The sequence below is a fragment of the Limnochorda sp. L945t genome (assembly GCF_035593305.1).
GTDB classification, from domain to species: domain Bacteria; phylum Bacillota; class Limnochordia; order Limnochordales; family Geochordaceae; genus Carboxydichorda; species Carboxydichorda subterranea.
Genome location: NZ_CP141615.1, coordinates 1,308,943 through 1,322,152 on the forward strand (window position 1 = coordinate 1,308,943; position 13,210 = coordinate 1,322,152).

At 70.7% G+C, this 13,210-nt stretch carries 7 protein-coding genes and 1 tRNA gene; 4 read left to right on the plus strand and 4 right to left on the minus strand.

Annotated elements, in window-relative coordinates; genetic code table 11:
- Positions 1 to 10: 10 nt before the first annotated feature.
- From nuoL to U7230_RS06230, 3 genes are read left to right on the plus strand one after another with little or no spacing between them, the layout of a single operon-like run.
- Complete coding sequence (gene nuoL, locus U7230_RS06220; protein ID WP_324717867.1) at positions 11 to 1,957, plus strand: NADH-quinone oxidoreductase subunit L; 1,947 nt, start codon at positions 11 to 13, stop codon at positions 1,955 to 1,957.
- A gap of 9 nt (positions 1,958 to 1,966) precedes the next feature.
- Positions 1,967 to 3,505: a complex I subunit 4 family protein gene (locus U7230_RS06225; RefSeq protein ID WP_324717868.1), complete on the plus strand. Its 1,539-nt coding sequence runs from the start codon at positions 1,967 to 1,969 to the stop codon at positions 3,503 to 3,505.
- A 4-nt stretch (positions 3,506 to 3,509) separates the two neighbouring features.
- On the plus strand, positions 3,510 to 4,973 hold the full coding sequence (locus U7230_RS06230; protein ID WP_324717869.1) for an NADH-quinone oxidoreductase subunit N: 1,464 nt from the start codon (positions 3,510 to 3,512) through the stop codon (positions 4,971 to 4,973).
- A gap of 98 nt (positions 4,974 to 5,071) precedes the next feature.
- Here the strand turns inward: U7230_RS06230 and U7230_RS06235 are convergent.
- Positions 5,072 to 5,146 (minus strand) — tRNA-Ala (locus tag U7230_RS06235).
- Positions 5,147 to 5,230: 84 nt separating this feature from the next.
- On the opposite strand from U7230_RS06235, the gene U7230_RS06240 reads away from it, so the two are divergent.
- On the plus strand, positions 5,231 to 7,141 hold the full coding sequence (locus U7230_RS06240) for a DEAD/DEAH box helicase (RefSeq protein ID WP_324717870.1): 1,911 nt from the start codon (positions 5,231 to 5,233) through the stop codon (positions 7,139 to 7,141).
- 747 nt (positions 7,142 to 7,888) lie between these two features.
- Here the strand turns inward: U7230_RS06240 and U7230_RS06245 are convergent.
- Genes U7230_RS06245 through U7230_RS06255 form a run of 3 tightly spaced genes read right to left on the minus strand, consistent with a single transcriptional unit; the run spans position 7,889 to position 13,192 of the window.
- Entirely contained in the window at positions 7,889 to 10,489 is a 2,601-nt protein-coding gene (locus U7230_RS06245) for a DEAD/DEAH box helicase (protein WP_324717871.1), read from the minus strand.
- Complete coding sequence (locus tag U7230_RS06250; RefSeq protein WP_324717872.1) at positions 10,437 to 11,522, minus strand: hypothetical protein; 1,086 nt, start codon at positions 11,520 to 11,522, stop codon at positions 10,437 to 10,439. The genes U7230_RS06245 and U7230_RS06250 overlap by 53 nt, the downstream gene beginning before the upstream one ends.
- Positions 11,483 to 13,192 carry a DEAD/DEAH box helicase gene (locus U7230_RS06255; protein ID WP_324717873.1) on the minus strand — a complete coding sequence of 570 codons (1,710 nt, stop codon included), beginning with the start codon at positions 13,190 to 13,192 and terminating at the stop codon, positions 11,483 to 11,485. The genes U7230_RS06250 and U7230_RS06255 overlap by 40 nt, the downstream gene beginning before the upstream one ends.
- Positions 13,193 to 13,210 lie beyond the last annotated feature (18 nt).

A 13,210-nucleotide genomic window follows, 5' to 3' on the forward strand; every position in this document is an offset into this window, starting at 1 on the left:
TCGAGGGGATATGGCTGCCGTTGCCTGGCTGGTGCCTCTCATCCCGGCCGCGTCCTCCCTGGTGCTGGCCTTCTGGGGGCGCAGGCTGCCCCGGCAAGGCGATTGGTTGGGCATCGGGGCAGTGGGCCTGTCGTGGCTCCTCTCGCTGGGGATCCTCGTAGACGCCCTCGGGGGAGGGCGGGCGGCGGGAGCGTGGACCTGGGCCCAGTTCGCGCCCGCAGCGGCCGGCTCTGGGTCCGTGAGCGTCGGCTTCCTCCTCGACCCCCTGGCGGCGGTGATGCTGGTGGTGGTCACCACCGTCAGCCTGGCCGTCCACGTCTTCTCTGCCGGCTACATGGAAGGCGACGTCCGCTACAAGCGCTACTACGCGATGCTCTCCTTCTTCACCTTCGCCATGCTGGGCCTCGTGGTGGCCGACAACTTCTTGCTGCTGTTCATCTTCTGGGAGCTGGTGGGGCTCGCCTCGTACGTGCTCATCGGCCACTACTACGAGCGGGCCGATGCCCGCTACGCCTCCATCAAGGCGTTCTTGACGACCCGGGTCGGCGACGTCGCCATGTTCGCCGGGATCATGGTGCTGTTCCGGGAGACCGGGAGCTTCCACTTCGGGACCATCTTCCAGGCGATCTCGGCGCACCAGGTTGCTCCGGCGACGTTGACACTGGCCGCCGTCCTGGTCTTTGGCGGGGCGGTAGGCAAGTCGGCCCAGTTCCCGCTGCACGTCTGGCTCCCCGACGCCATGGCCGGCCCGACACCGGTGAGCGCCCTCATCCACGCGGCCACCATGGTGGCCGCGGGCGTGTACCTGGTCGCCCGGGCCTTCGGGGTGTTCGTCGCCTCCGCCGAAGCGCTGCAGGTGGTGGCCTGGATCGGAGGCTTCACGGCACTGTTCGCGGCGACGATCGCCCTGGTACGGGAGGACATCAAGCAGGTACTGGCCTACTCCACGGTGAGCCAGCTCGGGTACATGATGATGGGGCTGGGGGTGGGGGCGTACACGGCAGGCTTCTTCCACCTCACGACCCACGCCTTCTTCAAGGCGCTCCTGTTCCTGGCCTCCGGTAGCGTCATCTACGTGCTCCACCACGAGCAGAACATGCACCGCATGGGCGGGCTCGCCCGGAAGATGCCCATCACGGCCCTCACCTGGGTGGTGGGCGCGGCGGCCCTGGCCGGCATCCCGCCCTTCTCCGGCTTCTGGAGCAAGGACGAGATCCTGCTGGCAGCGTACCACTCGGCCACGCCGGCCCTTTTCTGGATGGGCCTTGCGGGTGCGGTCCTGACCGCCTTCTACGTGACCCGGGCCACATGGATGGTCTTCTTCGGCCGGCCCCGCGACCAGCACCTGTACGACCACGCCCACGAGGCGCCCGCAGTCATGACCTGGCCGCTCGTGGGGCTGGCGGTCCTGGCGGCGGTCGCCGGTTTCTGGAATGCTCCCGTCACCCATTTCGCGTTCGGGCGGTTCGTTTATTTCGGGGAGCCGCACGAACTGCCCCCCAGTGGCCTGGTGACCGGCCTGGCCGTCGGTGGAGCTCTCCTGGGCGTGCTGGGAGCACTCGTCATCTACGCGTGGCGGTGGATTCCGGCCGAGTGGGTCGTGCGGACGCTGCGGCCCGTCCACACGCTACTCAAGCACAAGTACTACGTGGACGAGGCGTACCACTGGCTGTTCGTCCGGGGTACGGTGGCCCTGGCGAGGTTCCTCGGATGGTTCGATCAGGTGGTCATCGACGGGCTCGTCAACGGCGCCGCCGCCTTCACGAGAGGGCTTGCCGATGGGAGCCATTTCGTCGACCAGCAGGTGATCGACGGCACCGTCCATCTGGCGGCGACGAGCACGGTGGCGGCCGGCAACCAGTTGCGCCGGGCCCAGGTGGGCTACGTGCAGGCGTATGCTTTGACGCTGTTCGTCTCCGTGGTGGTCGGGCTCATCATCTTCACGATGGGAGGCTAAAGCCTCGACATGCTGAGTCTTCTGGTCTTTGCGCCGCTCATCGGATCCCTGGTCCTGGTGTTGATGCCCAAGGACGACAAGCCACTGCTGCGCAGGACGGCGCTGGCCTTTTCGCTGGTCCCGCTGGCGGTGGTGCTGGTCCTTTGGACCCGGTTCGACACCACCGTCCAGGGCATGCAGTTCGTCGAGCGGGTCCCCTGGATCCCGAGCGTCGGCATCCAGTACTTCCTGGGGGTCGACGGCATCAGCTTCCCCATGCTGATCGTCACGGCCCTCGTCACGACGCTCGCCATCCTGGTCTCCTTCAGCATCGAGGAGCGGGTCAAGGACTTCATGGCCCTCATGCTGCTGCTGGAGACGGGCATGCTGGGGGTCTTCGTCTCGCTCGACTACTTCCTGTTCTATATCTTCTGGGAAGTGGTCCTGGTGCCGATGTACTTCATCATCGGCATCTGGGGCGGGCCCCGGCGGGAGTACGCGGCCATCAAGTTCTTCATTTACACGCTGCTCGGCTCCGTGGTGATGCTGGTCGGCATCCTGGCCCTGTACTTCCAGAGCGGCCTCGGCACCTTCGACATGCTGGAGATCGCCGAGAAGGCCCGGCTGGCGCCGACGGCCCAGTACTGGATCTTCCTGCTGCTGTTCTTCGGCTTCGCGGTGAAGGTCCCCGTCTTTCCGTTCCACACCTGGTTGCCGGACGCCCACGTCGAGGCCCCGACCGGCGGCAGCATGTTGCTGGCGGGCGTCTTGCTGAAGATGGGCACCTACGGCTTTTACCGCATCAGCTACCCCACGCTGCCTGACGCCGCTCGGGCCTTTGCCATCGTCATGGGCGTCCTCGGCGTGATCAACATCATCTACGGCGCGCTGGTCGCCATGGCGCAGAAGGACCTCAAGAAGATGGTGGCCTATTCGAGCATCAGCCACATGGGCTTCGTGCTGCTCGGGTTGGCGGCCATGACGCCCATGTCGATGGCGGGCGGGCTCTTCGTCATGATCTCCCACGGGCTCATCAGCCCGATGATGTTCTTCTACGCGGGCACCGTGCTGTACGAGCGCACCCATACCCGGATGCTCGACGAGATGAACGCGCTGTTCACCAAGATGCCGATTGCGGCCACGCTCATGGCGTTTGCCTCTTTCGCCAACCTGGGCCTGCCGGGGCTGTCGGGGTTTGCCGGGGAGTTCTTCACCTTCGTGGGGACCTTCCCGGTCTTGCCGGCGCTGGTCTACATCGGCGTGCTCGGGATGGTGCTGACCGCGGCGTATCACCTGTGGATGATGCAGCGGATCCTCATGGGCGACGCATCGGTTCACGCGGCCGGGCACGCGGATGCGCCAGCGGCCCACGGTGCACCCTCCCCCTCTTCCCACGCAGCGCACGCCGAGGCGCCGGCGCTGCGGCTGCCTGACCTGCGGCTGCGGGAAGCGCTGGTGAGCGCTCCCCTGATGGCGCTCATCGTGCTCTTCGGGGTGGCACCTTCGGTGCTGTTGCGCCTGTTCAACCCGTCGATCCAGGCGCTGCTCAACCGGCTGGGAGGGCTGTGACGGCATGACCGACTGGATGATGGTCCTGCCCCAGCTCCTGCTCACCGCCGGCGGGCTGGCGGTCATCGGGGTGGATCTGGCCGCGAAGCGGCAGGAGCTCTCGGCCCTCACGGCCGGGCTCACCCTGGCCGTCGCCGCGGCGGCGGTGGGAGCGGCCGCCCGCAGGGCGGGGGAAGCGTGGCAGAGCATGCTCGTGGTGGATGGCTTCTCCACCTTCTTCTCCATGCTCTTCCTGGTCACGGGCGCGCTGGTCGTGCTCTTCTCGCTGCCCTACGTGCGAAAGAAGGAGATCCACGCCGGCGAGTTTTACTCGCTGCTGGTCTTCGTGGTCCTGGGCATGACGATGATGGCCTCGTCGCGGGACCTGCTGGTGATCTGGCTGGGGTTGGAGCTGCTCTCCATTGGCTCGTACGTGCTGGCAGGCATGCTCAAGGATGACCCCCGCTCGCTCGAGGCCTCCCTCAAGTACTTCCTCATCGGCGCCATGACGTCGGCGGTGCTGTTGTTCGGGCTTTCGCTCCTGTATGGGGTGTCCGGTGCGACCCACCTGGAGGCGATCCGCCGGGCCGTGGCCGTTGGCGGCCCCTGGAAGAGCGTCGCGCTGGTCGGCATGTGGTTCCTGGCGGTCGGGTTCGGCTTCAAGGTGGCCGCGGTGCCGTTCCACATGTGGGCGCCGGACGTCTATCACGGGGCTCCGACGCCGGTGGCGGCGCTGCTCATCGCCGGCTCGGAGGCGGCCGCCTTCTCGGCGCTCATCCGGGTCTTCAACGAGGCCTTTGCGCCGCTTGCCGCCGACTGGCGCGCGGTCTTCACGGTACTGGCGGTCGCCACCATGACCTACGGCAACGCGGTAGCCCTCGTGCAAACCAGCGCCAAGCGCATGATGGCGTACTCGGCCATCGCTCAGGCCGGTTACGTGCTGGTGGGCATGGCCGTCGGCACCCCGGAGGCGGTGAGCGCCATGCTCTACTACCTGCTGGCCTACGCCTTCATGGTGCTCGGCACTTTTGCGGTCATCGCCTGGCTCTCTTTGTCCAGGCCCGACGAGATGCTGGACGACTTCCAGGGCCTGGGCCGCCGGGTGCCCTGGGTGGCCGCCCTCACGGTGCTCCTGATGCTCTCCTTCATCGGGATCCCGCCGACGGCGGGCTTTGCCGGGAAGTTCTACCTGATCAAGTCGGCCGTGAGTGCCGGCATGGTCTGGCTGGCCGTGGTCATGGTCGTCAACAGCGCGATCTCGGCAGGCTACTACTACGGGATCGTGCGGAGGATGTACCTCGAGGGCGACGCCGTGCGGGAGCGGACGGCCATGCAACAAGCGGCCCCGAGCGCGGCATCGAGTATGCCCCGTCCCATGCAGCTCGCGCTGGTCATCTCGGCGGCGGCCACGGTCCTGCTTCTGCTCTTCCCCCAACCGATCCTGGACTGGCTCGGCCAGGCCCAGCACGTGCTCGCCATGCTACCCTGACGGCCGCCCGCCGTTGCTCGCGGGCGGCCCCGCCGCATGAACGGGGAGATCTCGGGGCGCGTCGGGTCGCCGGTGGGGTTTTTCGTCTCGCCGGGGGATGGTGGACCTGATGGGATTCGAACCCACGACCTCTGCAGTGCGATTGCAGCGCTCTCCCACTGAGCTACAGGCCCACGCGCCATTGGCGTGCCGTCCCCGATTATACACGACCGGGGCCGGTGGGGAAAGGCCCATGCCGGGATAGACTAAGACCCGACATGATCCCGTCGGGTGACGTACTCGCCCTGGCCTTCCCACGGATCGATCGGGCTTTGTTGCTCGGCCCCGGTGCTGCCGGCCCCCTGCGGGCCGCCAAGGGCCTGGGCGCGCCGTTGGAGCGGGGCCTCGTCCACGAGGTCCGGGTCGCCGGCGCCTCGGCTCCCCTTCGCATCGAAGGGTATGCTCCGCCGGGGATACGGTGGCGCGCGGCGTGGCGCCGGGCGCTGCGCTCGCCGGCCGGGGGCACCCATGCCCGCCTCTTCGCCGCCGCGTGGCGGGGGGATGCGCTGCGGCCCCACCCGGGCAAGGACCAGCTCCTCTCCCTTCCTTTCCTGGCCCACCGGTGGCGGACCGCCGGGGTCATCCCCTACCCGCACCAGATCGCCGCGGCCCGCCGGGTGATCTTCGAACTGGGTGGCCGGGCCATCCTGGCCGACGAGGTGGGACTCGGCAAGACCATCGAGGCCGGGCTCGTCCTTCACGAACTCATGCTGCGCCGCCTGGTCATCCGAGCGCTGGTGCTGGTCCCTTCGGGGCTGTGCTGGCAGTGGTACCAGGAGCTCAGGGAGAAGTTCGACCTCCCGGCCGAGCTACAGGCCAGCGAGTGGGACTGGGGCCGGGTGCCCTTGCTGGTGGCCTCCCTCGACACCGCCAAGCGCCCGCCCCACCGGGAGGCCGTCCTCGCGCAGGAGTACGACATGGTGATCGTGGACGAGGCGCACCGCCTGAAGAACGACCGCACCCGCTCCTTCGAACTGGTCGCCGCCACCCGCACGCGCTACTTGCTCCTGGTGACGGCGACCCCGGTCCACAACCACGCCGGCGAACTCCTCTCCCTGGTCCGCCTGGTCTCCGGCCAGCGCGCCATCCGGCTGCCCGCGGCGGCCAGGCGGATGGTGCCGGACGACCCGGCGGCGCACACCCTGCGCCGGGCGGCCCGGTCGGTGATGGTCCGGTACCGGCGCTCCGAGACCCCCATCCCTTTCACGGCCCGCCACCTCCACACCGTGCCGGTCCGCCTGACCCAGCAGGAGGCGGCGCTCTACGCCGACCTCGACCGGTTGGTGATGGAGGAGGCCGGCGGCGGCCGGGCGGGCCACCACGTACTGGCCTTCCTGACCCTCAAGCGGGAGCTGTGCTCGAGCCCGCACGCCCTGGCCGCCAGCCTGCGGCGCATGGTGGCCCACCGCAGCGCATCCCACCTCGTGGCACTGGCGGAGCGGGCCGAGCAGACCCTGCGCTGGGCCAAGGCGGATGCGGCCCTTCGCCTCGTGCGCCGGCTCGGCGACGAGCACGTGCTCCTCTTCACCGAGTACGTGGCGACCCAGCGGGCGCTGGCCGAACGCCTGGCCGAGCTGGGGCGCCCCGTCGTGCTTTTCCACGGGCAGCTGACGCCCATGCAGCGCGACTGGGCCCGGGGAGTCTTCGAGCGCCAGGCCCCTGTCATGGTCTCCACCGACGCCGGCGCCGAGGGCGTCAACTTGCAGTTTTGCCGGCACGTCGTCAACGTCGACTTGCCGTGGAACCCCATGCGCATCGAACAGCGCATCGGGCGCGTCCACCGGCTGGGACAGGCCCGGGACGTCCACATATGGAACCTGGTGGCCCGCTCGACCATCGAGGAGTACGTGGTCTACCTCCTGGTGCAGAAGCTCGACCTGTTCCGCCGCTTCGTCGGGGAACTCGATCGCATCGTGGAAGACGTGCCCGTGGTGGCCCGCCTCGAACGGGATCTCACGCGCCTTTTCACCCGCGCCGCCACGGACGCCATGACCGCGCAGCAAATCCAGCAGGCGCTGCAGCAGCTGGCCGGGGCCTGGCAGGACGCCCTCTCCCGGCTGGACGGCGACGCCGGCGCCGGTCACCCCGGGGCCCCGGCTGCTTCGAAGGGGGCGAGGAGGCGGCGTTGAAGAGACCTCCGTCCTCCCCTGCCACCCGGGGGTGCCGCGACTTCTGCCTGGAGGTGCTCACTCTGGCCGGAGCCCGGGCGATGGCATTGCGCCGGGACGGGCCGAGCATCTACCACGTCGAGCTCCCGGAGGACCTCGCCTGGCAGTGGGGGCACCGGGGGCGGCCCCATCCGCCGCTCGACCTGGTCTTCGACCCGCCTTTGGGCGGCGCCCCGGCCGGCCCGGGCGAGCCGGCGCCGGCTGACGGGCCGGAATGGGTCGAGCCCGGCTCCCGGCGCTTCTGGGACATCTGGCAGCTCTGCCTGCAGCGCGCGCCGTTGGGCGTCTTCCACGAGCCGGCGCCTCAAGGCCCGGCGGCCTACCGGCCGGCTCTTTGGCTGCGTTGCGACGCCGCCTGGGCGGGAGGGCCGCTGGCCGCCGCTCCTCGGCCTCACGGCGCGGTCGTCTGGATATCCCTGGCGCCCGGCACCGCGGGCAAGAGCGAGCAGCCCGCCCACGTCTCCTGGCTGGGGGAGCCTCCGGATCCGTCCCTGCACCCACCGAGTGCCGGCGTCTTACGGGTGGTCTGGGGACGGCCGCCCTCCCGCGCCGCGCGCCGATCGGTCAAGCTGGGACAGGCTTTGGACATGGCGGCGCAGGCCGTCGCCCGGGAGCTCGGGCGGGTCCCCGAGCTGCGCTCCTGGGCGAGGGCGGCCGCGGTGGCGGGTGGAGCGGCCACCTTGCGCCTCGTGCTGGTCCTGGCGGCGCTCACCTACCTGCCGGCGGAGCGGCCATGGCCCCCTCCCGCCCTCCTGCAGCTCGACGATCGGCGAAACGGCGCATTCGCTCCAGCTGCCGGCGCAGGCGCACCTCGAGGTCTGCGGGAAGAGGAGGCCCCATGACCGGGGGAGGCACGGGGATCCGCTCCCCCTCCTTTCCCCCGTCCGGCGTGGCCGCAGGCGGTGGCCCGGGAGGCGGCAGCCCTGCCGCCTCCCCCGGCTCCGCGACCCGGGCCGCAGCAGGCTCCAGGAGAGCCTCGAGGAGTCGCAGCGCCGCCGCCTTGTCGGGCACCCGGCCCCGGGCGGTCGTATCGGGGTCGGTCTGGGACGACGGCGGCAGCGGGGCTCCCACGCACGACGGGCAGCCCGACTCGCACGGGCACCGGGCCACGAGGTCCCGGGCCGCCCGTACGAGTGGCTCCACCGCTTCGAAGGCCTGCCGCGCGAATCCCGCCCCGCCCGGGTGCCGGTCGTACACGTAGACCGCGGGGCCGCCTGCCGGGCCCGTGTCGACCACGGCGCCGACGTCCGGCCCGTCGCACCCGGCAAACAGGGGCAGCACGCCGACCACGGCGTTGGCCACCCCCCACAGGGCGTCCACGGGCTGGGCCCCCATGGCCGTGACCGCCGCCACCGCCCCTGGATCAGGGGTGAGCGCCAGGGCGTTCGTGTAAATCTCCGTGGGCGGAAGCTCCACCCTCCCCCACCCGAGGCTGTCGCGGCTTTCGAAGCGTACCTTCTTGAACATGTAGACCAGCTGCGTGACCACCGCGTCGCCGAACTGGGCGGTGCCCCCGGGAATGCGCCGGGCAAGCAGCGGCCCTGCCTCCACCACCGGGCGAACCCGCTGCTCGGCCACCGCCTGGGTGAAGTAATCGACCCCCTGGCGGCGCACCCACGCTACCTTGGCCTCGAGGTCGAGCCGGTCGACGACGAAGGTCTCCCCCTCGTGGAGGTAGGCAGCTTCAGGATGAAGCTGGAAGAAAGCGCTGGGCTCGTCCAGGCTTCCGATCACCCGGCCTCCCGGCGCGCCTGGGCGCTCGGCCTCCATGATGGTGTAGGTCGCTTCCGAAGCGGTGCGCAGCCCGAAGGCCCCGGCCGGATACCCGGAGCCCTTCCAGCGCCACGTGCGCCCGTCCCAGAAGAGGTCTCCCCCTTCGACCAGCAGCCGCAGCACCGCACCCGCATGAGGGCCGAAGCGATCGAGCTCCTGGGGGCTCAAGGGGAGTTCGTACGCGGCCGCCCGCAAGTGCCCCAGGATGACCTGGGGGTTGTCGGGGTCGAGGACCCCCGGTTCGCTGGCGCGGCCCCACAGGTACTCCGGGTGGTTCGCCAGATACTGGTCCACCGGCGACTCGTGGGCGACCAGCACCGCCAGCCCGGTCTCCTGCTTGCGCCCCGCCCGGCCCGCCTGCTGCCGGACCGAGGCGATGGAGCCGGGGTAACCGACCAGGATGGCCGCCTCCAGCGCCCCCACATCGATGCCGAGCTCCAGGGCGCTGGTGCTGCACACCCCCAGAAGCTCCCCCTGAAAGAGCCTGCGCTCGATCTCCCGCCGCTCGGCGGCCAGGTACCCGCCCCGGTACGCCGCGATCCGGTTGGCCCGCGACGGCGCGAGCCGCTCGAGGCGCTCGCGCGTGTAGCGGTACAGGAGCTCCGCCACCACCCTGGCCCGCCCGAAAGCGATCGTCGGGATGCCGTCGGCGACGAGGCGGCTCATGAGGTCGGCCGCCTCCAGATTGGCCGAGCGCCGGGCAGGAGGATGCCCGACTCGGGGCGGGTTCCAGAGAATCATGCAGCGGCGGCCCCGCGGGGAGCCATCCTCGTCTACCAGCTCCACCGGCTGTCCGATGAGACGGGAGGCCATCTCCCGGGGATTGCCGATGGTCGCCGAGCAGAGCACGAACACCGGCGAGGCGCCCCAGTGCCGGGCGACGCGTTGCAGTCGGCGCAAGACGTTGGCCACGTGCGAACCGAACAGCCCGCGGTAAACGTGCATCTCGTCGACGGCCACGTACCGCAAGCCCCGCCAGAAGGCGCCCCAGGCCACGTGGTGGCCGAGCATCCCCGCGTGGAGCATGTCCGGGTTGGTCAGCAGGACCCGCCCGTACTCCCGCAACTGCTTGCGCTGGTCAGGCGGCGTATCCCCGTCGTAGGTGCCCGCCACGGCCGCGCCGTGCTGGCGCCGGCCGCGCACCGCGCCCGGCCCCAGCGCCTCCAGGAGCTCCAGCAGGGTGCGGAGCTGGTCCTGCGCCAGGGCTTTGGTCGGAAAGAGGTACAGGGCCGTCGCCCTGGGGTCCATCAGGAGCGCCTCCAGCACGGGGACGTGGTAGGCCAGGCTCTTGCCGCTGGCCGTCTCCGTCGCCACCGCCACGTGCCGCCCGGCACGGGCGTGCTCGATGGCAAGAGCCTGGTGTACGTAGAGCTGGTGGATCCCCCTGCGCTCCAGCGCCTGCTGCACGGCGGGCAGCAAAGGCGGCGAGACGTCCCGGTAACGGGCCGGCCGCGCCTCCGTCCAGTGCACCGCCCGGATCGGGTCATCCGGCCCCGCCTGGACGTGCAGTTGTTCGAGCCACTTTTCGACGTCCATGGGCGATGGCTTCGCTCTCGGCCACCCCGGACCTCCTGGCGCCCTGGCCCGGCGCCGCTCCCGGCCATCCCTCGGGGGCCCAGAGGATGGCAAGCCCGGCCGGCCGGATGCGCCCTCGCAGCGTGAAGCGGTCGTGCAGCTCTTGCAGAGCCTGGCGCTCCTCGTCCTCCAGCTGGGACAGCCGCCGGCGCAGGAGCTGCTCGTGCTGGCCGACGGTACGGGCCACACGGCCTTCCCGCTCCCGCAACAGCGCCGCCAGCTCCGTCGACCCGGCCACCCTGGTGTACGCCTGTACGGAAGCGAGACGCCGGGCCAACCGGCGCACGGAGTCCATCTCTTCGGCCCGGCGCTGGCGGAAGTAAGCCCGCAGGCGGCGGACCTCGGCCCGGTAGGCAGGCTCGAGCTCCTCCTCGACCCGCCGGACCGCCTCCCGGGCCGCGGAAACGGCCGCACGCAGGGCCGCGCCGCTCACCCGGCGGACCTCGTACTCGGACAGCCACGCCGGGCCGCCGCCGATGGCGACCCTGGAAAGATGCGCCCGAGACCCCGCGAGACCTTCGGGAAACGGGGACGCGCCGCTCCAGACGGCGGCCTCCCGGGCAGGGTCCGCGAGGACGTCCACCACCCGGCGTCTCACCCCGCCGTCGAGCGCAAAGCCGGCGATGACCACCAAGAACCTGAACCACAACAGCCTCCGCAAGGGTCGGCTGTGACGTGGCGGCAGGTACGCCAGCACCGCGAACGTGCCGAGCTCCTGCACCGCCCGCCACACGCCTCGTGCGAACGGCGAACCGGGCAGCGCCGGCGTCAGCCCTTCGACCCGGCCCTCCCACGCCGGGTCCACGGCGATCGGGCGCTCCGTCTCCCCCGCTTTGCCGGCCCGGTGCACCCGCAACAGCCCTGGCCCGGCGAGCGTGGCGCGGTACCCCAGCACCTCGAGGCCCTTTTGCAGCAGGCCCGCCAGGTCGTCGCCCGCCGGGTGGGGCTGCAGGCTCACCCCGAGGCGTGCCTGGCTGCGGGCCACGCGGTCCACCCCTCGTCCTGGCCCTCCTCCGGCGGTTGCTTCGGGCCGTCCAGCACGGTGGCGGTCAGCTCCCGGGCCCTCTTCCAGCGGCGCCATTGCCGTTCGAGGAAGCCGCCGAGGTGCCGCAGGCCTGCGAGTACCGCCTGGTCGTCCGCGCCCGAGAGCACCAGCCGGCCGATGTAGGCGCCGAGCCCGCCCGGCACGGTGGCCACCACCTCGTCGAGATCCCCCACCACCTCGCGGAACATCCCCAGCTTTTCGTAAAGCAGCGTCAGCACGTACTCTTCGATCGTGCCGGGCACCGCCAGGTTGACGACCTCCACGGGGCGGCTTTGCCCGAGGCGGTGGAGCCGTCCGATGCGCTGCTCCACCCGCATGGGGTTCCACGGCAGGTCGAGGTTGACGAGCCTCCAGGCCCACTGCAGGTTCTGCCCTTCGCTGCCGGCGTCCGTGCTGACCAGCACGCGGAGTCGTTCTCGGAACGATTCCAGCGCCGCGCGGCGCCGGGCGAGATCCATCTCGCCGCAGTACAGCGCCGGTTCCATCCCCGCCCGGGCCAGTGCTTCGGCGGCCGCCTTCGCGGTCGAGACAAACTGGGTGAAGAGGACGACGCTGCCGGGCTGGGGCGGCTCCCGCCGCAGCCACTCCACGACCCAGCCGATCTTGGGCCCCGGGTCGTGGAGGGCCAGGCGCCGGCTTCGCCGGGCCAGCTCTGCGAGGCCACCGAGCCAGGGGCGCCACTTTTCGTCCGGAGGACGCGCGACGAGGCGGGCCAGCGTGTGGCTCAGGCTCACGGGGCTCGAGGTCGCCTCCCGCAACAAGAGCGAGGCGACCAGCGCCATCCGCGCCCGCTCCTGTCCCCCCATCTGTCTGGCCATGGCCCGCAGCGTCCGGAGGAGCTCCTCGTAAAGCCGGCGATGCGGTTCGCCGAACAGGGTCAAGACGCTGGAGACTTGCCGCGGAGGAAGGGTGAGCCCCGCTTCCGGACGGCGGGTACGGATGAGCACCTCCCCTACCAGGCGCCGCAGGTGCACGGTATTGCGGGGCGTGCGGCGATCCCGGGTGAACTCCCGGCGGAAGGTGCGGGGGGTGCCGAGCTGTCCGGGCCGCAGCAAGCTCACCAGGTGGTAGAGCTCGTGCAGGTCGTTTTGGACCGGCGTGGCGGTGATCAGCAACAGCGCCCGCTTGCGCACTGCCGCCACTAGCCGGAAGGCGGCCGACGAAGCACGGTGCAGCCGGTGCGCCTCGTCCACGATCACGATGTCCCACGGCAGGCCGGCGATCGCCTCGGCGTGCGGCGAACGCCGTGCGGTCTGCAAGGATGCGAGCACGACCTCGGGGCGGTCCCATCCATGGTCAGGCCTGGGATGGATGCAGGCCCGGATGGCACAGTGGCGCAGCAGCTCGGCGTGCCACTGCCGGACGAGCGCGGCAGGCGCCAGCACCAGCGCGCGGCGCACCCGGCCGCGGAGCATCAGTTCCTTGAGGATGGCGCCGGCCTCGACGGTCTTGCCGAGCCCCACCTCGTCGGCCAGGATGGCCCGTCCCTGCAACGGGCCGACGGCCCTTTGCACCGCAGCCTGCTGGTGTGCGAACAGCCGTACGGGCATCGCCTCGAGGCAGTAGAGATGCCCCGATGGGGCCTCGTCGAACCGCTCCAGGAGCGCAGGCCACAGCAAGAAGGCGCTCCCACGCGT